We start from the raw sequence: 21,089 nt of genomic DNA, 5'->3' as shown, positions 1-21,089 counted from the left end.
GGAACGCTATTCATGAATGCTCGTGGTCGCCGTTGCCTCCTGTTGTCTGCTCAGCTGTTCGCCTGGTCAATCGGTGTGCAGGCTGCTACCAACTTCCCTACCCAGACCCCGCTGTTCGTCAATAGCGCGGTACCACCACTCAACATGCTGGTAGTGGAACGCGACCATAAGCTCTATGCCCCTGCTTACAACGATGCGGCGGATCTGGATGGCGATGGTCTTTTGGATATCTACTACAAGCCCGCCTCCATCGACTACACCGGCTATTTCGATTCTGGAAAGTGCTATTCCTACGATACCCTCAATGGCTACTTTGTCCCCAGGAGTGCGGGGACGGCAATCACCGGTAGCCTCACTACCGGCACACCCAAGAAGTGTGGTACCAGCAATAGCAACGCGCCTTGGAGTGGGGATTTCCTCAATTACTTGACCACGTCGCGGATGGACGCGCTGCGCAAGGTACTCTATGGCGGATATCGCGACGTCGACACCGTCAGCAGCACTGTGCTGGAGCGCGCCTACGTGCCCGCTGATGCCCACTCCTGGGGCAAGGAATACAAGAGCAACTTGCGCGACGGTTACAACATTTCCGATTACGCGCCGATTGCTACGCCCAGCAACAGTTCCAGCAACTATGTGCTGTTCGCCAATACCACCTATGGCAACCAGCCGAGCCTGAGGATCATCCCGAGCACCTCCGATATCCGTATCTGGGGCTGGGTATCACGCGAGTCGACTCAGGGACAGAACACCGCAACCACCACCGCCTTCTCGGATGTGGGACTGTCAGCGACCGCCCCTGCAGGCACCCTCGTTAGTGCGTCCGGTCGCAACGTCTACAGCTTCAATGTGCGGGTCCAGGCGTGTGTCGGCGGGCTGTTGGAGAGCAACTGTAAGGCCTATCCCAACGGTCAGTACAAGCCGACTGGATTGCTGCATGACTATGGCGAAGGCAATCAGATGTACTTCGGTCTGTTGACCGGTACCTACAGCGACAACTTGCAGGGCGGCGCGCTCCGCAAGGCCATCAGTTCCTTTGGTAGCGAAGTCGATGGCAATACCGGAATCTTTGGGGTTGCCTCCACCTCAGGAGGGACCACGACCTATACCAAACAGGGCATCGTCGCCACCCTTGATGGCATCCAGTACTCTCAGGACAGTGCCTGCGCAGGCTGGGGTACCCCTGGCAATGACCTTGCCAATGGCAAATGTTACAACTACGGCAATCCGCTGGCGGAGATGTCCTACGAGGTTCTGCGCTATTTCAGCGGTGCTACTGCGCCTACCTCCGGCTATGCCTCCGGTTCGGTGGATAGCAGTTTGGGGCTGCCAGCGGTCACTACCTGGAGCAACCCCTACAATACTTATCCCTCCTGTTCGAAACCGTTCCAGACGCTGCTAAGCGACGTGAATCCAAGCTACGACTCGGACCTGCCGGACAGTGCCTTCAGCGCTACGTCCGTGCCCGCCACGCTTACGGGCTTTAGTGCGCGAACCTTGGGGCAGGCCATCTGGGACAGCGAAGTAGGCGGCAGTCGTAACATCAATATCGGCGAGGTGGCTGGTAGCAGTACCGACTACGCGCCTACTGCCAAGACAGTGACTGGGTTTGGCACGTTCCGTGGCCTGCCCGATGAACCTACTCGGCAGGGTACCTATAACGTGGCCAGTGTTGCCTACTACGGCAACAAGACCGCCTTGACCACCAGTGGACAACGGGTGAAGACCTTTGCTGTCGCGCTGTCCTCCACCCAGCCGCGCATTCAGCTGACCACCAGCCGCGGTACCTTGACTCTGGTGCCTTTTGGCAAGGTAACCAGCCAGGGTTCCAGCTATCAGGCAACCGAGCAGATCACCGGCTTCTATATCGACACCATGGCCAATCTCAGTGGCATGGCCGTAGATAGCACCAAGAACAATGGACGGCCGCTAATTAGCTTTCGCGTGGTCTACGATGACGCCTCCCAGGGCGGCGACTACGACATGGACGCCATCGTGTATTACACCTTGGCCGCCAACGCCGACGGTACGGTCACGGTCACCAGCGATACCCAATACTCGGTATCAGGTAACGATTCCCACATGGGCTATACCATGTCGGGCACCACGGCTGATGGTATCTACCTAGAGGTGACGGGCGGTGGTACCTCCTTTAACAGCGGCAACCAGCACAACCCGCTGGATACCCCGCCCGGCCGGTTGCCAGGCGCTTGCGCGAATAATCCCAATGCCTGTCCGGCGTTACCAGGGCGTAAGAGCAACAGTGTCGTGGTGAACGGCAGCCCCCTGACCACGCGTATTTTTACCCCGTCTTCCAGCTCCCTGGTTACCAATCTGCAAAATCCGCTGTGGTACGCAGCCAAATGGGGCGGCTACAACTACTCCAGCAGCAAGCCTTTGCCGGTCGCTGGTGACTGGGATTCCAACAAGTCTGGTACGCCGGACAACTACTTCCTGGTCACCAATGCCTCGACGCTCAAGACCCAGCTGTCGAACGCCTTCAACCAGATCCTGCAGAGCAACAACTCGGTAGCGGCTCCGGCAGTGCTGCCCTACCAGAGTACCAGCAGCGGTACAGCAACCCGCTACGACACCTACGCTACGGCCATGAACGCCAGTTACTGGAGCGGTGACCTGACCAAGAGCACCATTGAGATAACGCCCAGTACTACTGGTACTGCGACCAAGACCACCACCACGGTATGGAAGGCCAGTGCCCAGTTGCCCGCCTGGAGCGCGCGCAACATCCAGATGGCCGCAGTTCCTGGAACGGGGAGTGGCCTGCAGGCTTTCACCTATGCTGCTCTGGCAGGCCGTACTTATGGCGGGATCAATCTGCAGTCCAGCCTTGATGCGAACAAGGTCAATTTTCTCAAAGGTGATAACAGCCTGGCGACTTCTACCTATCGGCAGCGGTCGAGCCCACTGGGCGACATCATCAACTCTGCGCCAGCCTTGGCCAATGGAGCCCAGTATCTGACCAGTGCGGCAAACGCCCTTGAAAGCGGCAGTGACTATGGTGCTTTCAAGACCAGTCAGGCTACCAAAGCACCGATGGTCTATGTGGGTGCCAACGACGGGATGCTGCATGGCTTCAATGCGATCTCAGGTCAGGAGGCCTTCGCCTTCGTGCCCACGGCGGTGATCCCCAATCTCTACCTGTTAGCCAAGCCTAACTACAACAATGCGACCGCTTCGCAGCACACCTTCTATGTGGATGGCTCGCCAGTGATCGCAGATGTTTATTTTGGCGCCGCCTGGCACAAGGTATTGATCGGCACCCTCCGGGGCGGTGGTCGTTCGATCTTCGCTCTGGACATCACTGATCCGGATGCCATCAAGCTGCTCTGGGAGTTCAGCGGTGAGACCAGTAGCGCTGGCGGCAACAGCCAGACCAATGCGGCGCTAGGCTACAGCTTTGGCACACCGCTGGTATCGCGTCTGCACACCGGTCAATGGGCGGTGCTGGCTGGCAACGGGTACAACGGCAACGGTGGCACAGCGTCACTGCTGATTCTCGACATCGCCACAGGCCGTCTGCTCAAGAAGCTGGATGCCGAGACCGCCACCCAGAGCAACGGGTTGTTCAATCTCAAGGTGCTGGACGTCAATTCCGACGGTATCGCCGACTACGTCTATGGCGGTGATCTGAAGGGCAACCTTTGGCGTTTCGATCTGCTCAACAACGACAATCTCATCGCTACGGCGACTGTCGACAATTTCGCGGTTTCCTTCGGTGGCAAGCCGCTGTATGCAGCGCGAAGCAGCGACGCCAGTGGCGTTATTCAGCCGATAACGGCAGCACCCTCGTTGGTCAAGCATCCGTCCGGTACCGGTTTTATCGTGATGTTCGGTACCGGCAGCTACTTTGCCACCGAGGACAAGACCTCGACGGATCTGCAGAGCGTTTATGGTATCTGGGACAAGAATGTCTCGACTGCCTCGGTATCCAATACCGTCGCGACGTTGCCCGTGCTCAAACGCAGTAACCTGCAGCGGCAGAGCATCACTAGCGAGACCGCCGTAAGTGGTAAGAGCGCGCGGGTACTGAGCAATACGGCGGTGGACTGGACGACGGCCAGTGGCTGGTATCTGGATCTGCAGAGCAATAACCAGTCGGTTGGCGAGCGAGTGGTGGATCCAATGACCGCCAGCGGCCAGACACTCGTGTTCAGCACCGTGACGCCCAATGCAGATGTATGTTCCTCTGGCATCAGCGGCTGGGCCTATGCGGTCGATCCGGCGTCCGGTGGCCGTACCAGCTTCAATGTCTTCGACCTCAACAGCGATGGCGTGGTCAACAGCTTGGACAGCCCCGATGGCATGGTCGTCTCAGGCTTCGGTACGATCGCGGGAGGGACTACCCTGTCAAACAATCAGATGGTCACTACAGACGGCATCTCTACTACCGTTAACAGAGGTGGCCAGATGTCCGGCCGGCAAACTTGGCGGGTAATACCGCAACAGTAATGAGTTCGGGAGACAATAGCAGCATGACCAGTACCCGAGGCTTCACCCTGATCGAGCTGATGATCACCGTTGCCATCGTCGGCATCCTGGCCGCCATCGCCTATCCGAGCTACCAGAACTACATCCTGCGCAGTCATCGTTCAGAGGGCATGGCCCTGCTCAGCGAGGCCGCGGCTCGGATGGAGCGTTATTATGCGCAGAACAGCACCTATTCTACGGCCACACTCAAAGGCTTGGGCTTAACCAGTGACGCCGACGCCAAGACCCTGGACTCGTCGAACAAGTACTACGCCCTGAGTCTTGGCACGCCAACCGCCACCGCCTACAACCTGAGCGTGGTGCCGAAGAATGCGCAGGACAAGGACACCTGCGGGACCTTGACGCTGGATTCGACTGGCCTGCGCGGTGCAGCGGGTACGACCGCAGATAAAGACGCCGCGACCGTTACCAACTGCTGGCGCTAATCTTCCCGCCCCTGCACCAGGCCGGCATCCCGGTCCTGTTCCACACGATAGCCGCCAAAGCCCAGGGTGACCCGCTGGGTGGCGTCGGCTTTGCCGGCGTCCTGGGCTTCGTGTTCGACCACCAGGCGGTTGAGGCGGTTGAGCAGGTGCATGGATTCGTCGTAGGCGGTGCGATAGAGGCTCAGGGTCGAATCCTGGGTCAGGTTGTGGCCGTAGACCACATGGAAGGTGAAGTCCGGCGCAGCGCGGTCCTGCAGGTAGAGGCGCTCGAAGCCGGCCAGCAGGTCGCCGGTGAAATGCGCCAGCAGCCGGCCCGCGCCTTCCTGGCTCTCGGTGCCGCGCAGCAACGAGCGGGGCGTGAGCACCACCCGGTCTTCTTCGTCGAGGCGGGCATAGCCCTTGCGCAGCCATTCATCCAGCACGGTCCGGGCGCGGACGTCGCTGCCGACGCTGGCGACCAGGGCGTCGAAACTCTGCTCGCCACCGCGGCGCTGGGTGCGGGGCAGGGGGCGCAGATTGCCCTCGGCGTCGAGCAAATCCAGGCGTGAGGTCCAGGCGCTGAGCACCTGCCATTCCAGGCTGGGCGTGCAGGGCGTGCGTTCCGGGCCGGCTTCGCGCAGGGCGCGGACCTCGCGGCGGGGCAGGCCGGTCAGCACCGAGATGCGGCTGTCGGAATTGGGCTTGTCGCGCAGGGGTTCGAAATCCTGGGCGACCTCGAAGTAGGTCTGGCGCAGCAAGCGATCGAAGGCCTGGTAGGTGACTCCGGAGGCGATGGCGATACGCACCAGCCGACCGATCAGGCTACGCAGGAGCAAAGGGACCTTGGTGGAAAGCATGGGGGAGGGCTCGACGCGACAGACGCCCCGTCATCTTCGCGGCGGCACGGGTGTCAGTCAAACCAGCCTGTCACAAAGTGTCGCGGACGCAGCCTGAGCTGTCGTCCGCAAGGTAGGGCCATCCCTTAGCCTGGGGTGCCCGATTCGGTTTCGCCTGCCACGTCCGGATCGTCCGGAAATTCCTCCGGCTCCATGTCGGCATAGGGCAGCTCTTCGGGGGGCGGGGTGTTGCTGGGGTTGTCGTAGGTCTTCTGGTCAGCGTCGCTCATGGTGAACTCCTGGGGTGGGTGACCATATCGAACCCCCCTTGGGCAGCGCCGTTCCCATGCGCCTGTCGGCAGCGACCTTGTATCGGAGGCGACGGTGGCCGGTTGAACGTCGTTAGCGCGATAGCGGTCGATTGGCTGACCGTCGCGTCCGATTGACGGCACCCGAGGAGTCCCGAGATGACCACGCCTGCCGCTGTCCACCCGCTGCCGTTCCAGCCCGCCTTCGAACAGGCGCCGGATGATGAAGCCGAGACCGTTCGCGAGATGGTCGCGGCCATGAGGGACATCACCGAGACCACCTATGCCAATGGCGGCCATGCCATCCGTAGCGTGCACGCCAAGAGTCATGGTCTGCTCACGGGCCAGGTGACGGTGCTGGATGGTCTGCCACCGGCCTATGCCCAGGGCGCCTTCGCCGTGCCGGGCAGCTATGCCGCGGTGCTGAGATTCTCGACCAATCCCGGCGACATCCTGGCCGACAGCGTCTCCACCCCGCGGGGCCTGGCGCTCAAGCTGATCGACGTGCCGGGCGAGCGCCTGCCTGGCAGCGAAGGGCAGGTGACCCAGGATTTCGTCATGCAGAACGCGCCGGCCTTTACCGCGCCGGATCCCAAGACCTTTCTCAAGACGCTCAAGCTGCTGGCCAAGACCACTGACCGTGGCGAAGGTCTGAAGAAGGCGGCCTCGGCGGTGCTGCGCGGCGCCGAGAAGGTGGTGGAGGCCTTTGGTGGCGAAAGCCCCACGCTCAAGAGTCTCGGCGGGCACCCGGAAACCCACATCCTTGGCGAGACCTTCTACACCATGGTGCCCTTCCTCTACGGCCCCTATTTCGCCAAGCTCAGCGTGGTCCCGGTGGCGCCCGAGCTGACTGCCCTGACCGATGCCCCGGTGGAGGTCAACGGCAAGCCCGACGGCCTACGCGAAGCGGTCAACGCGCATTTCGCCCATCAGGGTGGCGTCTGGGAGATCCGCGTGCAGCTGGGTGTCGACATCGAGCAGACGCCCATCGAGGACGCCTCGGTGGTCTGGCCGGAAGACCTGACCCCCTATGTGACCGTCGCGCGCCTGGAGGTCCGGCCGCAACCGGCCTGGAACGAGGCACGCTCCCGCGAGGTGGACGACGGCATGGTGTTCAGCCCCTGGCATGGCCTGGCCGCGCATCGCCCGCTGGGTGGGATCATGAGATCGCGGCAGCCAGCCTACGAGATGTCTTCGCAGTTCCGCAGCGAGCGCAACGGTTGCCCGTTGCATCATCCGCGTGGACCGGTGGAACTGTAGACGCGGGCACCTAGTTGAGCGTGGCGAGCTCGGCGTCATCGAGTTCGCGCGCGCGCACTGCGGCCGGACGGCTTACCAGTCCGGCGACATAGCGTTCGAAGTGCGGCCGCTTCTCGATGGTGCCAAAGGCCATGCCCCAGGCGAGATGAGCGCCGACGTAGACATCGGCCGCGGTGAAGCGGTCGTCCACCAGGTATTCACCGGGTGCCAGGGCCGCTTCGAGGGTATCCAGCACCTCGGCAAGACTGCCATAGCCGACCGCGCCGCGTTTTTGCGGATCTTCGGGCAAGGTGACGCCCAGCGCCTGGTTGGTGGTCGCCGCTTCCAGCGGACCGGCCGCGAAGAACAGCCAGCGGTAGTAGCTGCCACGTGCCGGATCGCTCAACGGTGGCGCGAGCCCCGCGGCGGGAAAGGCGTCGGCGAGATAGGCGCAGATGGCCGCCGTCTCGGTCACCAGGGCCGCGCCGTGCCGCAGCGCGGGAACCTTGCCCATGGGATTGATGGCGCGATAGGCCGGCGATTTCATCGCCGGGCCGTAGTCGATCCGCTGCACCTCATAGGGCTGCCCGAGCTCCTCCAGCAGCCAGCGCACGACGCGTCCGCGGGACATGGGATGGGTATAGAGCACAGGCCGGTCGAACATGGTGGAGCTTCCTTGAGTTGTCGTACCGCTAAGCATAGGTAGGCGCTGGTCCAGCGTCCATGCAGAGGAGAGTGGGCACCCTTCTGCTAGACTGGTAAACCTTTACCAGCCGTTTCCAGGACTCCCGTGCCCGCATCCTTCGAATCCCTGCCGCTGGCCGAGGCCATGCAGGCCAACCTGGCCGAACTCGGCTACCTGAGCATGACGCCTATCCAGGCGGCCAGCCTGCCGATCATCCTCAAGGGCCAAGACCTCATCGCCCAGGCCAAGACCGGTTCGGGCAAGACGGCCGCCTTCGGCATCGGCCTGCTGACAGGGCTCAATCCGCGCTATTTCGGTTGCCAGGCCCTGGTGCTGTGCCCGACGCGCGAGCTGGCGGACCAGGTCGCCCGCGAGTTGCGCCGCCTGGCGCGGACCACGCCCAATCTCAAGATCCTGACCCTCTGCGGCGGCATGCCGCTGGGGCCGCAGATCGCTTCCCTGGAGCACGGCGCCCAGGTGATCGTCGGCACCCCGGGCCGGGTGCAGGAGCACCTGCGCAAGGGCACCCTGGTGCTGGACGGGCTCAATGTCGCGGTGCTCGACGAGGCCGACCGCATGCTCGACATGGGCTTCATCGAGGCCATCGCCGACATCCTCCGGCAGACCCCGGCGCGGCGGCAGACGCTGCTGTTTTCCGCGACCTACCCGGAAGGTATCGAACGCCTCGCCGAGGATTATCTGCGCGCGCCGCTGCGCATCAGCGTCGAGAGCCAGCACAGCGAGACCCAGATCCGCCAACGCTTCTACGAGATCGCCGCCCAGGATCGCCTGGCCGCCGTGGTGCGCCTCCTGCGGCACCATCGCCCGGCCAGCGCCGTGGCCTTCTGCCAGACCCGCCAGCAGTGCCAGGAGGTGGTCGAGGCGCTGCATGCCCAGCGCATCTCCGCCGCTGCCCTGCATGGCGATCTGGAGCAGCGCGAGCGGGACCAGGTGCTGGCGATGTTCGCCAATCGCAGCCTCTGTGTGCTGGTGGCCACCGACGTGGCCGCGCGCGGCATCGACGTGGCCGGCCTGGAAGCCGTGATCAACGTGGAGCTGTCCCGTGATCCGGCGGTGCATGTGCACCGCATCGGCCGCAGTGGTCGTGCCGGTGAACAGGGCTTGGCGCTGTCGCTGGTGGCCCCGGCCGAGGCCAGCCGCGCCCAGGCCATCGAAGTTCAGCAGGGTTCGCCGTTGGACTGGCAGCCGCTCGGCGCCTTGCGTGACACCCCAGAGCCGCTGGTCCCGACGATGCACACCCTGGCCCTGGCGGCGGGCAAGAAGGACAAGCTGCGCCCGGGCGACATCCTGGGCGCCCTGACCGGCGACGCCGGCCTGCCCGGTGCCAAGATCGGCAAGATCACCCTGTTCGACAACCAGGCCTTCGTCGCCGTGGAGCGCGACATCGCCCGCCAAGCGCTGCAGCGCCTGAGCGAGGGCAAGATCAAGGGGCGGTCGATCAAGGTGCGGATGTTGTAGGTTGATCTATCGCGGCCATGGGCCGCTCCTACGGATAGGTTGGATACCTGTAGGAGCGGTCGCTACGGCGCACCGGCATGGCCGCGATAGTGGTAGGTTGAGTTGAGCGCAGCGAAGCCCAACGGTGACCTGACGTACTCGGGCTGTTGGGCTTCGACAATGGAGCCGTCTCAACCCAACCTACGGCGCTAACCGGTGGTGTAGGCTGGGTTGAGCACAGCGAAGCCCAACGGTGACTTGGCGTACCTCAGGCTGTTGGGCTTCGACGATGGAGCCGTCTCAACCCAACCTACGGCTGGTCACATCCTTCGATGGGCTTAATCGCGGCCATGGTGGTCCGCCGATGCGGCCGCTCCTACAAACTCTGAAACCTGTAGGAGCGGCCCATGGCCGCGATCAGCTCACGTCTCAATCCCCATCCGGCGTCTGGCTCTATGCGAGGAGCCGTTGCGCACCGCCCAGCGCAGCACCGGGGCGGTCGCGCCGATGCCCGTGCGAATCAGCCGCCGTTGCAGCGGGCCCTGCTGAAAACCCAGCTCCTCGCTGGCCCAGTCGGGCAAGAGGTCGATGCCGGCCTGCATCATCAGGGCACCGAAGGGCTTGGCCAGGGCGCTGGGCGCGGGTGCCTGCAGCAGCACCCGGCAGACCTCTCGGCTGCGGTCATCGCAGACCAGCTGCGGACGGATCGCCTGGTAGTAGGCGGTGATCTCCGCTCGCGACCGAGGGACGTCGGTCGCGCCCAGGCGCTCGGCCACCAGGGCGATCTCGGCGTAGTAGCGATCCTGCTCCGTCCCTGAAAGGTGCGGATCGTAGTAGCGCAGGTAGGCCGCCAGGAAATGACTGACCTCGGCCACGTGCACCCAGGTCAGCAGCGCCGGGTCTTCGGCGCTGTAGGGACGGCCATCGGCAGCCTGGCCCCGGATATGGCGGTGGATGGCCTGGACCCGGGCGATCAGCCGCTCGGCGTCGCCGCGGCTGCCAAAGGTGGTGGCGGCGATGAACTGGCCGGTACGCCGCAGGCGACCAAGCATGTCTTCGCGAAACTTCGAGTGATCCCAGACGCCCGCCAGGGCCAGCGGATGCAGGGTCTGCATGAGCAGGGCGGCGATGCCGCCGATCAGCATGCAGGTGAAGTCGCTGTGCACCCGCCAGGGGACGCTGGCCGGCCCGAACAACCCGGGATCGCCCAACGGCTGTTCGTAGTCGACCTCACCCAGGGATAGGCCGGTGAGGCTCATCACCTGCCGCTCGATGCGGCTGCGGATCAGCTCCATGGCCTAGCGCGGCAGCAGGTAGAGGGCAGCGTACTGCAGCAGCATGATGGTCTTGCCATCCAGCAGCCGACCGTCGCGCGCCATGGCCAGGGCCTCGTCGAAGGGTAACTCCAGCAGCTCGATGTCCTCGCCTTCCTCGTGCAGGCCACCGCCCTCGGCGATGCGCTGGTCGGCCTGGTATTCACCGGCGAAGAAATGCAGCAGCTCGGTCACCGAGCCGGGGCTCATGAAGGCGTCGAACAGGTGCTGGACGTTGTCCAGGCGGTAACCGGTCTCTTCCTCGACTTCGGCCTTGATGCGCGCTTCGGGCGCGGCCGCGTCGAGCAGGCCGGCGGGGGTCTCCACCAGCAGGCCGTCGTCCAGGCCGTTGCCCAGGGTGGGCAGGCGGAACTGACGGATCAGCAGGACAGTGCGTCTTGCACGGTCGTAGAGCAGGATGGTGGCGCCATTGCCACGGTCGTAGGTCTCCCGGGTCTGGCGTTGCCAGCTGCCGTCGCGGCGCAGGTAGTCGAAGGTGGTCTTCTTGAGCAGGCCCCAGTCATCGGAAAGGGTCTCGACCTGCTGGATGCGAAAGCGGGGGGTGTCGGGCATGGGGGCTCGTCTGGGCGGAAGGCGTCGGGCCACGTTAGCAGAAGTGCTGCCTCTTTGACGCCCGGGCCGTGACCCCGGGTTCCGCCCAGCCGCCAGGACGGAACCGCTATCGACCGCTATCCACTAGAACCAGCGGTCGTTCTTCTTCCTGCCGCGGGTCATGGAGGGCAGGATCAGGCCGGCCAGCAGGCCCGCGCCGGCAATGCTGCCGCCATAGACCATGTATTGCATCAGCGCCTGCTTGTTCTCGTTGCCAAGCTTGGCCTGGGTGCTGCGCAGTTCCGACTGGGCCTGGGTGAGCTGGGCGTCGAGGTCCTTGCGCCGGCTCTCCAGTTCGTCGATCTGCTGCTTGCGCGAATCCAGGGTCTCCTGCATGCCTTGGACGCGATTCTTCCAGCTGTCGTCGATGGTCTTGAGCTGGCCGCTCAGTTCGGCCACCTGTTGCTCCAGCTGCGGCAGGCGCTCGGCCTGGCCGGGCTTGTCCTGCAGGTCGCTGTTGGGAATCCAGACGGTGCTGCCGCCTTCGCCGCGCACCTGGCTGTAGTCGCCCTGGGTGCTGATCAGCTCGACCTTCTGCCCGGACTTGAGGGTGCCGACGATGCGATAGCCATCGGTGGGGCCGCTGCGGACGTAGGTAGTCAGGCTGTCACTGACCCAACGGGCATTGCCTTCCTGAGCGACAGCGGTACCGGCGAAGGAGGCGAGGGAGGCGGCCAGGCAGAAGCCGAGATGGGGAAGGCGGGACAGCAGGCGAGATGGGGACATGGGCATGATCGGGTCTGTATGCGTGAGCTGAAAAGATGAAGGCCGTGATGACCAGGCCGGATTATTGTGGGGCAGTACCCTAGCAAGCTGCCGCGATCTATCCGCCAACCCGTAGCGCCCTCTGTTCGAGACGGTGAAACAGTTCAAGCTTTGGCGGTGGAAAGCGACGATTAGTGTCATCTTGCCGCCATACCTTCGGTGACGGAAGGCGCGCGGCCAGCCCAATAGCTTTCAAGAGTGTTCAAAGCCGGCGGAGCAGATCCAGGCTGACGGCTGCCAGTGCGCCCAGGCCCGCGCAACCAAAGGCCAATGCCTTGCCCCACCAGCGCTTCCAGGTGATCGCGCCTGCGACCATGCCCAGGCCGCAGAGCAGCAGCGCGGATTTGAGATAGAAGTCGGACCAGGCGAGCAACTGGTCGATGAAGTCGAAGAGTTCTTGAAATTCGTGCGGCATGGGGCCTCCTGGCGCGCTGGCGCTATTGAGTCGCCAGCGGCAGGGACGTTCCCCGGCAGTCCGCGGCCAGCAGTCGTTCCGCCGAGCCCTGGTCGTCAGGCTGACTGCCCGCACGTCCGGCCAGCAGCAGGAACTGACGGCTGGCATCCTGGCTTGGCAGCGCCACCACGGCCAGCGACAGGCGTGGATCCGGCAGCGGATAGGGCGGCTGCCTGGCCAGGGCAGGGAAGAAGTCCGCCGCCAGCAGCTGCGTCTCGCTCAGACGGCGCGCCTGATAGCGACTCCCGGCCAGGTCCCCGGGCAGGGCGCGCCAGTGTTCATCGATGTCGGGCGCCAGTTGCCACAACTGCTGGCGCAGCGCGGGACGCAGGCAGGCGAGGTGCACGTGCAACTGATCCTGGCTGCGACCGCTGGGGGCATTGAGGGCGAGGGCGATCTGGGCGTCCGCCACCGGCGCCTTGCCCCAGGCGCTCAGATACCAGCGCTGGCGCCAGGCCCAGCCGAACCAGTTGGGTTGGTCGGGCTGCCACAGGGCCGGGCTCTCCAGCCCGCGCAGGGGGCGCAGGGGTACCAGGATGAAATGCTGGCGCTCGCCGGGTGCACGCAGCACGGCGAAGCCGGGATCCCTGACCACCTGGCGGCAGGGGGCGGGCAGGCCGGTCAGCCGGGCATTGGGCTCGCACAGCCCAACCGTGACCTGGCGCAGCAACAGGCGGCTGGAGCAACCTGACAGCGTCATGGCCAACACCAGCAGCGACAGCCACCGCCAGCACGACGGGCGGACGCTGGACGGCAGCGAACATCTGCGCGAGCTTCGCTTCCAATGGGTATCAAGGCAACGCAGTGGGAGATCAGCCATGGCCAACGGGTGGGCCGGAGACGGCGCGGTTCAGGAACAGATCGACAGCACGGTGGACGATGCGGTGCAACGCGCTCGCAGCCGTCTGCACCGAGGCGCGAGCCTCACCCATTGCGAGGAGTGCGGCGACGCCATCCCCGAGGCGCGCCGCCAGGCGGTCCCGGGTGTACACCTGTGCATCCGCTGCCAATCCGAGCAGGACGCGGAAGACCAGCGCGCTGGCGGCTACAACCGCCGTGCGAGCAAGGACAGTCAGTTGCGCTAGGGACAGATCGGCATTCAGCGGCGCCAAGGCCTGGCCATCCTTCGGCTGCCACTGGCGCAACTGCAGTTCAGCGTCGGCGAGCATCAGGGTGCAGCCGGGATCTGCAGGCCGCGTTGCACTGCCGGGCGGGCGAGGAAGGCGTCGAGCGCGCGGCGGACGTCGGGGAAGTCCTGGAAGCCGACCAGGTCAGCCACCTGGTAGACCTCCAGCAGGGCGCGGATCCAGGGGAAGGTGGCGATGTCGACGAGGCTGTAGTCCTCGTCCAGGATCCAGGCGCGCCCCCTGAGCTGGCCGTCCAGTACGCCGAGCAGTCGCCGGGCTTCTGCTACATAGCGCTCGCGAGGCCGCGGGTCTTCGATGTCCTTGCCGGCGAAGGTGGTGAAGAAGCCGAGCTGACCGAACATGGGACCGATGCCCCCCATCTGGAACATCAGCCACTGGATGGCCTGGTAGCGCCGGGCCGGCTCCTGGGGTAGCAGGCGTCCGGTCTTTTCCGCGAGATAGAGCAGGATGGCGCCGGATTCGAACAGCCCCAGGGGTTCGCCGCCGGGACCGTCGGGGTCGAGGATGGCGGGGATCTTGTTGTTGGGGCTCAGCGAGAGAAATTCCGCGGTGTGCTGGTCGTCCTGGCCGAAGTCGATGCGATGCACCTCGTAGGGCAGGCCGAGCTCCTCCAGCAGGATAGCGACCTTGACGCCATTGGGTGTGGGCAGCGAATAGAGCTGCAGGCGCTCGGGATACCGGGCGGGCCAGCGCCGGGTGATGGGAAAGCGCGACAGATCGGTCATGGTGGACTCCTGGAAGAGGGGGCCCTGGATGAGACCGACCCGCGCGGCCTGGGTTGCCAGGTCTTGGCGAGGCGGAACTTAGCGTGCTGCCCGTCTCTCCATCTGAGAAGTGCCTGCCTTCAGCCCCGCACCGAGGACTTCCAATGCTCCCCCACAGTCAGCAGGGCAGTGGTTCGCCCACCTTCGTGCTCATGCACTTTCTCGGCGGTTCCCACCGCACCTGGTTTCCCACCGCGCCCTACCTGGATGGCGAACACCGCTGCGTAGCGCTCGATACCCCGGGCTTTGGCGATGCCGCCGAGGTCGACGGTTACAGCGTGGCCGAGATGGCCGATCAGGTGGATGCCAGCATCCGCGCCCTGGGCCTGGAACGCTGCATCCTGGTCGGCCACTCGATGACTGGCAAGGTCGCCGTGGTACTGGCGGCGCGGCGGCCGGAGTATCTGGTCGGCTTGATCCTGGTGGCGCCTTCGCCGCCCGGGCCGCAGCCGATGAGCGACGCGGATCGCGATGCTCAGCGCGGCTATGGCAAGAGCCGGACGGAAGCCGAGGCTTTCGTCGACGAATCCAGCGCCCATCGCCTGCCCGATGCCATCCGTGAAGTGGTGATCGCCGACGCCCAGCGACTGAATCTTGAGGCCTGGCGTGCCTGGGTCGATCACGGCAGCCGTGAAGACTGGAGCGACCGGATCGAGACCCTGGATTATCCGGTGCTGCTGGTTTGTGGCGCCGATGACCAGCAGGTGCCGGGACCGGACGAACAACGCCGAACCACCCTGGCGGCCTTTCCCAATAGCCGGCTGGAGGTGATCCCCGGTGCCGGCCACCTGATGCCGCTGCAGACGCCCCAGGCCCTGGCGCGGCTGATGCTCGATTTCGCCCGGGACCTCTGACCGGTGGATTCGCTGACCCAGGCCGTGCTCGGCGCCACCGTCCAGACCGCGCTGCTGGGGCGCTGGCAGGGCCGCCGCGCCCTTCTCTATGGCGCGGCTCTGGGCACCCTGCCGGATCTCGATGTGGTCATCGACTACGGCAACGCCGTGAACGAGATGACCTACCACCGCAGCTTCAGCCATTCGCTGTTCGTGCTGACCGGGGTGGCCCTGCTGCTGACCTGGCTGTGCGGGCGTTGGCGCGATCCGGGTTACAGCCAGCGACGGCTGTTCCTGACCCTCTGGCTGGTGCTCATCACCCATCCCCTGCTGGATGCCTTCACCACCTACGGCACCCAGCTGTTCTGGCCTTTGCCGAGCACCCCGGTGGCCTGGTCCAGCGTCTTCATCATCGATCCGCTCTATACCTTGCCACTGCTGCTGGCGGTGCTCGCCGGGCTGGTGGCTGGCCCGCGTGGACGCTCGCCACGGCTGGCGGTAGCGGCGTTGGCGCTGTCCACGGGCTATCTGGGCTGGACGCTGGTGGCCAAGTATTCCGCCGAACGGCAGGTGCGCGAGGTGCTGGCAACCCAGGGGCAGGCGGACGCGCGCCTGTTCAGCGCGCCCCTGCCGTTCACCAGTCTGCTCTGGCGAGTCATGGTGGACGATGGTCGGGAGCGCTACCGGGAAACCTGGGTCGGCCTGTTCGACGACCGACCGCCGCAGCTGGTCCCGCTGCCGCGTGGCGGCGAGCTGGCACCCATCCTCGTCGATTCCCCGGCCGAACAGCGACTGCGCTGGTTCACCGACGACTGGCTGAGGTACGACCGCCTCGGTAACGACCTGGTGGTGACCGATCTGCACCTGGGCGCCACCGGCTACCACAGCTTTCGCTTCGTGCTGGCTCAGCGCGACACGAGCGGCTGGCGGCTGGTGGCCGAGCCCTCGTTGTGGCCGCGCGAGCGGGGCGGTCGCGAGCAGCTGGCGGTGGTCTGGCGCAGACTCTGGCATCCGGAGCTACCGGCGCCGGTGGCGGAGTGGGCCGCACGGTTGTCGCGGTTGCCGGACTGACGCCAGGCGTCCAGTAGCACCCGCCACCAGGGGCGGTGAGCTTCGTGCAATGCCGTCAGGCGATCCAGGCCGATGTCGGCCAGTTCTTCGTCCGACAGCTCCAGCAGGGTGCGGCGGGTGCTCAGCTGGCGCTGGAACAGCAGCCAGCAGCCGCTGGTGTGGGTCCGATCATGAAGGCGGGCGTCTCTGGGCATGGCGTCTCTCCTGTGCTGTCTCCATGCTCCGCCGCCAGCCCGTCCAGGGGCAGGTCCAGGCCGATCGGTTGTCCGCCATACAGCCGCCTTGCAGCAGGCAGCTGTATGGTAGGTAGCGTGGCCATCTGTATGGCGCGCGATCCGGTCCGGCACCGCTATAGTCCGGACATGAATCGCTATCAGCTGTTGGCCGACGCGCTCGGCCGCCGTATCGAACAGGGCCTCTATCGACCGGGCGAACGCCTGCCGTCGGTACGGGCCCTGGCTCAGGAGCACGGGGTGAGCCTGGCTACGGTGCAACAGGCCTATCGGCTGCTGGAGGATCGCGGCCTGGTCGAGCCACGGCCCAAGTCCGGCTATTTCGTCCGCCTGGAAAGACGCGCCATCGAGTTGCCCCGGGTGACCCGTCCGGCGCGCTGGCCGGTGGAGGTGTCCGGCTGGGAGCCGGTGCGCGAGCTGATGACCAGCACCCCCGACTCGGTGCGGGTGCAACTCGGCCGCGGTCTGCCAGATACCGAGGCACCGACCCTGGCCCCCTTGCTCGCCGGCATGGCACGCCTGGCGCGGCGACCAGGCAATGCCGGGCTGTCCTACGACAGCATCCAGGGTGTGGCGGCGCTGCGTGAACAGGTCGCACGACTGCAACTGGATGCCGGCTGCGTGCTGACCGCCGATGACATCGTCATCACCAGCGGTGCCCACGAGGCGCTGGCCACGGCGCTGCGGGCCACCTGCCAGGAGGGCGACATCGTCGCGGTGGATTCGCCGACCTTCCACGGGGTGATGCAGACGCTCAAGGGCCAGGGCCTCAAGGCGCTGGAGATCCCCACCGATCCGCGTACCGGCATCAGCCTGCCGGCGCTGGAACTGGCCCTGGAGCAGTGGCCGGTGCGCGCCATCCAGCTCACCCCCAGCTGCAACAATCCCCTGGGCTACTGCATGCCCGAGGCCAACAAGCGCCAGCTGGTGGCCCTGGCGCGCAAGCACGACCTGGCGGTGATCGAGGACGACGTCTATGGCGATCTGCTCTATGGCTATCCGCGGGCGCGGGCGCTCAAGGCCTTCGACGAAGACGACCGGGTGATCCTCTGCAGTTCCTTCTCCAAGACCCTGGCCCCCGGGCTCAGGGTCGGTTGGGTGGCACCCGGGCGCTATGCCGAGCGCATCCTGCACCTCAAGTACATAGGCACTGGCTGCACCGCCCCCCAACCGCAGCTGGCCATCGCCGAATTCATCGCCGCCGGGCACTACACCGTCCACGTCCGGCGCATGCGCGCCCAGTACCAGCGCAATCGCGACCTGATGAGCGCCTGGGTGCAGCGCTACTTTCCGGCCGGCACGCGGGTCAGCCAGCCCCAGGGCAGTTTCCTGCTCTGGGTGGAATTGCCCGAGGCCTGCGACAGTCATCGGCTCAATCGCGAGTTGCTCGCCCAAAGCGTGCAGATCGCCTGTGGCAGCATCTTTTCTGCCTCGGGCAAGTACCGCAACTGCCTGCGCCTGAACTATGCCCAGGCCCAGCGCCCGGGCGTGGAGGAAGGGGTGCGGCGCATCGGTGAAGCGGCGTGCCGGCTGCTTGATGAGGCGCTGCCGCGATCGGTGGCGGCGCTGGTCTAGCCGACCCTGGCGTACAGCGCGAAGTCCTCGCCACCGAGACGAGGTTTCGCCCGCCCTCTACACTGGCCGTTTTGAGCGAGGACTCCCTATGCCACCCCGTCTCTATCTGGCCGGCCCCGAGGTGTTTCGGCCTGATGCCGTCGCCCACGGCGAGGCCCTCAAGGCGCTGTGCGCCCGTCACGGCTGCACGGGCCTGTTTCCGCTGGACAACGCCATTCCCCCGGAACTGACCGAGCCGCGCGAGCAGGCCGCCTGGATCTATCGGGCGAATCTGGCGCTGATCGAGCAGGCTGATGGGGTGCTGGCCAGTCTGGATTTCTTTCGCGGCGCCGAGCCCGACAGCGGCACCTGTTTCGAGGTGGGCTATGCGGTGGCGCTGGGCAAGCCGGTGGTGGGCTATGTCCCGGACACGGGCAGCCTGGCCGAGCGGATTCGCGCGCGGCGTCCCGAGTGGGTGGGGACCGGGCTGCTGGATAAAGAGGGTTGGACGCTGGAGGAATTCGGCTTGCCGCTCAACCTGATGTTGGCGGTACCGGCCAGCATCGTCGTCGGTGGGCCGGAGGTGGCCCTGGCGGTATTGCGCGAGCGGCTCGGCTAGCGAGTCAGGTGGGTACGACCCTCACCCCGGCCCTCTCCCAGGGGGAGAGGGGGTGCTTGGAGCGGAGCGGTGGTCCGGAGATGTCTCTGGCGGTGTTGCGCGAGCGGCTGGGTAGCGAGGCGGGCGTGCGACCCTCACCCCGGCCCTCTCCCGGGGGGGAGAGGGGGTGGTTGGAGCGGAGCGGTGGGCCGGAGATGTCTCTGGCGGTGTTGCGCGAGCGGCTCGGCTAGAAAGTTAGATGGGTATGACCCTCACCCCGGCCCTCTCCCGGGGGGGAGAGGGGGTGGTTGGAGCGAGGTCAGCCGCGTGCCAGGGACGCCAGCTCGTCCAGCCCGCTGTGGCCGTCGGCATAGGCCGCGCGGAAGCTGTCGCGTTGCTGCCAGCGTGCCCAGAAGGCCGCCAGATGCTCGAAGCGCTCGTCCAGCGGGGTCTGGTTGGTCGGGAACTTGGAGAAGGCGATGGCGGTGCACAGGGTGATGTCGGCGAAGGTCGGCGCTGCGCCACCCAGCAGCCACTCGCGACCATCGGCCAGGTGCCGATCCACCAGGGCCGCGTGCATCAGGGCTTCCTTGCGGCAATGCTCGCCCCACTGCGGGTTGTGGGTCAGCTCCAGCTTGTGGCCGAGGCCTTCGTGCTGCACATGGAACATGGTCACGATGCGATAGAGCACATGGACGAAGATGCGGTCGTTCCACATGGCGTCCTGGCCCTGCTCCAGCGGCGTTTCGCCCATTACCTTGCGGCCGGGATAGCTGTTGTCCAGATAGCGGGCGATGGCCGCGCTCTCGGCCAGGTAACCGCCTTCGGCGAGCTCCAGGGTGGGCGTTTCGCCCCAGGGGTTGCGCTTGAGGTGCTGCCACTGGCGCTGCTCGCCCTCGGGCGCCATCTTCAGGATGACCTCCTCGAACTGATCGGCAATGCCCTTTTCATGGATGAACAGCCGCAGGCGTTGCGGATTGGGAAAGGCGGACGGCGAGGTGAAGAGGCGTAGCGTGGCCATGGCGGACTCCGGAAAGGGAAGAGACGAAGCATGCGACTGCGGGCAGTCTTGCCGCGTTCGTACAAGGCGACCAAGGATGCTTGGCGAGGGCAGGGGCGAACAGCCAAGCCGCTGTATGCCCTCCATGCAGAGAGTCGATTGGTCAGGCTGGTGTTTGGCTCACGAGGCTGGCAACGATCCGTTCGCGCAGCCAGGCATGGGCTGGGTCGCGGTGCAGGCGTTCGGGCCAGAGCAGCAGCCTGTCGAAGCCCAGGATGGCCAGCCAAGCGCCGTAGGTTGGCGCTGAGCGTAGCGAAGCCCAACAGGGTGCTTGGACCTTGGGTGGTGTTGGGCTTCGCTGGCGCTCAACCCAACCTACGGAAACCGTGCCAGGTGCCGTAGGTCGACGCTGAGCGTCGCGAAGCCCAACAGCGTGGGTGGACCTGGGGGGGTGTTGGGCTTCGCTGGCGCTCAACCCAACCTACGGGAACCGTGCCAAGCGCCGTAGGTTGGCGCTGAGCGTAGCGAAGCCCAACGGTGTGGGTAGGCCTTGGATGGTGTTGGGTTTCGCTGGCGCTCAAACCAACCTACGAATGCCGCAGCGAGCACGAACCTATTGATCCAGTGGAAAAGGCTGCGCCGTTTTCCACGCTACAGCGCCGTAGGGTGGACGACGGCGTAGCCTCGTCCACGCGAGCGCCGCAACGCGCGTCGCCTCAGTTGGCTCTCTTGCTGTCCACCTGGTCCACGCGGCCGCCGCGGAAGGTGAGGAAATAGAGCATGCCGTTCCAGGGGCCGTAGGCCCATTCCTCGACGAACTCCACCTGGCGATAGCCATAGCCGTCGGTGACCTGGCGCTCGCCCAGGGGCGTGACGCTCAGCGGCTCGCCACATTTGCCGCGTACTTCGTGGGTGGTGGAGCCGGTGGAGACCAGGGCGCTGCCGCAACGCAGCGACGCGGCCTGGCTGGTGCCCGTGGCGAGCAGAAGCAGCAGAAGCAGAACGCGAGGGGTCATTGGCGCTGGAACTCGATGCGAGTGAGGCGGTTGGCTTCGAAGGTGAGGATGTAGTTGGCGCCATTCCTGGGGCCGTATACCCATTCCTCGATCACCGCCTCGCGGCGTTCGTTGCGGCCCAGCTCGTAGCCCACCAGGTCGCGGTGGGCCGGTTCGCCGCATTTCTGCAGCACTTCGAAGGTACGATCGCCGCGACTGACCAGGGCGTTGCCGCATCTCATGGAATCAGCGGCGGCGCCGGTGGCGACCAGCAGGGTGAAGGCGGCGAGCAGGCAACGCATGTCCAGGT

General features: G+C 65.4%; 21 protein-coding genes and 2 pseudogenes. 9 read left to right on the top strand and 14 right to left on the bottom strand.

From position 1 onward, the window contains the following. The first annotated feature begins 12 nt into the window (after positions 1–12). Positions 13–4,470 carry a pilus assembly protein gene (locus ACWPW1_RS19760; RefSeq protein WP_454253772.1) on the top strand — a complete coding sequence of 1,486 codons (4,458 nt, stop codon included), beginning with the start codon at positions 13–15 and terminating at the stop codon, positions 4,468–4,470. A gap of 23 nt (positions 4,471–4,493) precedes the next feature. Further along, on the top strand, positions 4,494–4,934 hold the full coding sequence (locus ACWPW1_RS19755; protein WP_271653111.1) for a type IV pilin protein: 441 nt from the start codon (positions 4,494–4,496) through the stop codon (positions 4,932–4,934). On the opposite strand, the gene ACWPW1_RS19750 is transcribed toward ACWPW1_RS19755, so the two are convergent. Continuing rightward, positions 4,931–5,770, bottom strand: a complete 840-nt coding sequence (locus ACWPW1_RS19750; protein WP_454253771.1) for a DUF6502 family protein — start codon at positions 5,768–5,770, stop codon at positions 4,931–4,933. The genes ACWPW1_RS19755 and ACWPW1_RS19750 overlap by 4 nt on opposite strands. Before the next feature lie 125 nt (positions 5,771–5,895). Beyond that, positions 5,896–6,039 carry a hypothetical protein gene (locus ACWPW1_RS19745; RefSeq protein WP_017642700.1) on the bottom strand — a complete coding sequence of 48 codons (144 nt, stop codon included), beginning with the start codon at positions 6,037–6,039 and terminating at the stop codon, positions 5,896–5,898. A gap of 177 nt (positions 6,040–6,216) precedes the next feature. Here ACWPW1_RS19745 and ACWPW1_RS19740 point away from each other — a divergent pair, with 177 nt between their 5' ends. After that, positions 6,217–7,317 (top strand): catalase family protein, encoded by a 1,101-nt coding sequence (locus ACWPW1_RS19740; RefSeq protein WP_271653108.1) that lies wholly within the window; start codon positions 6,217–6,219, stop codon positions 7,315–7,317. A 10-nt stretch (positions 7,318–7,327) separates the two neighbouring features. On the opposite strand, the gene ACWPW1_RS19735 is transcribed toward ACWPW1_RS19740, so the two are convergent. After that, complete coding sequence (locus ACWPW1_RS19735) at positions 7,328–7,960, bottom strand: glutathione S-transferase family protein (RefSeq protein WP_059316276.1); 633 nt, start codon at positions 7,958–7,960, stop codon at positions 7,328–7,330. A gap of 126 nt (positions 7,961–8,086) precedes the next feature. On the opposite strand from ACWPW1_RS19735, the gene dbpA reads away from it, so the two are divergent. Continuing rightward, complete coding sequence (gene dbpA / locus ACWPW1_RS19730) at positions 8,087–9,460, top strand: ATP-dependent RNA helicase DbpA (RefSeq protein ID WP_271653107.1); 1,374 nt, start codon at positions 8,087–8,089, stop codon at positions 9,458–9,460. A 401-nt stretch (positions 9,461–9,861) separates the two neighbouring features. On the opposite strand, the gene ACWPW1_RS19725 is transcribed toward dbpA, so the two are convergent. The 5 genes from ACWPW1_RS19725 to ACWPW1_RS19705 form a co-directional block, all read right to left on the bottom strand. Further along, positions 9,862–10,734, bottom strand: coding sequence for an oxygenase MpaB family protein (locus ACWPW1_RS19725; RefSeq protein ID WP_454253770.1), 873 nt, complete (start codon positions 10,732–10,734; stop codon positions 9,862–9,864). A gap of 3 nt (positions 10,735–10,737) precedes the next feature. Further along, positions 10,738–11,325, bottom strand: coding sequence for an NUDIX domain-containing protein (locus tag ACWPW1_RS19720; protein WP_271653105.1), 588 nt, complete (start codon positions 11,323–11,325; stop codon positions 10,738–10,740). Between the two features lie 123 nt (positions 11,326–11,448). Next, a complete protein-coding gene (locus ACWPW1_RS19715; RefSeq protein WP_313647771.1) occupies positions 11,449–12,096 on the bottom strand; it encodes a TIGR04211 family SH3 domain-containing protein in 648 nt (215 codons plus the stop codon). A gap of 235 nt (positions 12,097–12,331) precedes the next feature. Then, complete coding sequence (locus tag ACWPW1_RS19710; RefSeq protein ID WP_059316272.1) at positions 12,332–12,544, bottom strand: hypothetical protein; 213 nt, start codon at positions 12,542–12,544, stop codon at positions 12,332–12,334. Between the two features lie 22 nt (positions 12,545–12,566). Next, entirely contained in the window at positions 12,567–13,283 is a 717-nt protein-coding gene (locus ACWPW1_RS19705) for a CDP-diacylglycerol diphosphatase (RefSeq protein WP_454253769.1), read from the bottom strand. A gap of 118 nt (positions 13,284–13,401) precedes the next feature. Here ACWPW1_RS19705 and ACWPW1_RS19700 point away from each other — a divergent pair, with 118 nt between their 5' ends. Beyond that, positions 13,402–13,668, top strand: a complete 267-nt coding sequence (locus ACWPW1_RS19700) for a DksA/TraR family C4-type zinc finger protein (protein WP_017642690.1) — start codon at positions 13,402–13,404, stop codon at positions 13,666–13,668. A gap of 83 nt (positions 13,669–13,751) precedes the next feature. Here ACWPW1_RS19700 and ACWPW1_RS19695 read toward each other — a convergent pair whose 3' ends face one another. Further along, on the bottom strand, positions 13,752–14,456 hold the full coding sequence (locus ACWPW1_RS19695) for a glutathione S-transferase N-terminal domain-containing protein (protein ID WP_454253768.1): 705 nt from the start codon (positions 14,454–14,456) through the stop codon (positions 13,752–13,754). Positions 14,457–14,599: 143 nt separating this feature from the next. Between ACWPW1_RS19695 and ACWPW1_RS19690 the strand changes: the two genes are divergently transcribed. Next, positions 14,600–15,349, top strand: coding sequence for an alpha/beta fold hydrolase (locus ACWPW1_RS19690; RefSeq protein ID WP_323148533.1), 750 nt, complete (start codon positions 14,600–14,602; stop codon positions 15,347–15,349). A 3-nt stretch (positions 15,350–15,352) separates the two neighbouring features. Further along, entirely contained in the window at positions 15,353–16,399 is a 1,047-nt protein-coding gene (locus ACWPW1_RS19685) for a metal-dependent hydrolase (protein WP_454253767.1), read from the top strand. A 62-nt stretch (positions 16,400–16,461) separates the two neighbouring features. Here the strand turns inward: ACWPW1_RS19685 and ACWPW1_RS19680 are convergent. Next, positions 16,462–16,593 (bottom strand): annotated as a pseudogene (locus ACWPW1_RS19680) (DUF1127 domain-containing protein); the annotation flags it as partial. Between the two features lie 168 nt (positions 16,594–16,761). Here ACWPW1_RS19680 and ACWPW1_RS19675 point away from each other — a divergent pair. Together ACWPW1_RS19675 and ACWPW1_RS19670 are read left to right on the top strand one after the other, a co-directional pair. Then, positions 16,762–18,207, top strand: a complete 1,446-nt coding sequence (locus tag ACWPW1_RS19675; protein WP_454253945.1) for an aminotransferase-like domain-containing protein — start codon at positions 16,762–16,764, stop codon at positions 18,205–18,207. Positions 18,208–18,295: 88 nt separating this feature from the next. After that, positions 18,296–18,805, top strand: a complete 510-nt coding sequence (locus ACWPW1_RS19670; RefSeq protein WP_454253766.1) for a nucleoside 2-deoxyribosyltransferase — start codon at positions 18,296–18,298, stop codon at positions 18,803–18,805. A 298-nt stretch (positions 18,806–19,103) separates the two neighbouring features. Here ACWPW1_RS19670 and ACWPW1_RS19665 read toward each other — a convergent pair whose 3' ends face one another. The 4 genes and pseudogenes from ACWPW1_RS19665 to ACWPW1_RS19650 all read right to left on the bottom strand — a co-directional run bounded on the left by ACWPW1_RS19665 (position 19,104) and on the right by ACWPW1_RS19650 (position 21,081). After that, positions 19,104–19,805 carry a glutathione S-transferase family protein gene (locus ACWPW1_RS19665; RefSeq protein WP_059316260.1) on the bottom strand — a complete coding sequence of 234 codons (702 nt, stop codon included), beginning with the start codon at positions 19,803–19,805 and terminating at the stop codon, positions 19,104–19,106. Positions 19,806–19,947: 142 nt separating this feature from the next. Then, positions 19,948–20,067, bottom strand: a pseudogene (locus ACWPW1_RS19660) (LysR family transcriptional regulator); the annotation flags it as partial. Between the two features lie 433 nt (positions 20,068–20,500). Beyond that, positions 20,501–20,800, bottom strand: a complete 300-nt coding sequence (locus ACWPW1_RS19655; protein ID WP_454253765.1) for a DUF2845 domain-containing protein — start codon at positions 20,798–20,800, stop codon at positions 20,501–20,503. Next, positions 20,797–21,081: a DUF2845 domain-containing protein gene (locus ACWPW1_RS19650; protein ID WP_454253764.1), complete on the bottom strand. Its 285-nt coding sequence runs from the start codon at positions 21,079–21,081 to the stop codon at positions 20,797–20,799. Before ACWPW1_RS19650 ends, ACWPW1_RS19655 begins: the two co-directional genes overlap by 4 nt. Between the last annotated feature and the right edge of the window lie 8 nt (positions 21,082–21,089).

It is taken from the genome of Pseudomonas sp. Marseille-Q7302 (assembly GCF_965111925.1).
Note: the sequence above shows the minus strand (reverse complement) of the source record. Positions and strands in the feature narration are given on the sequence as shown.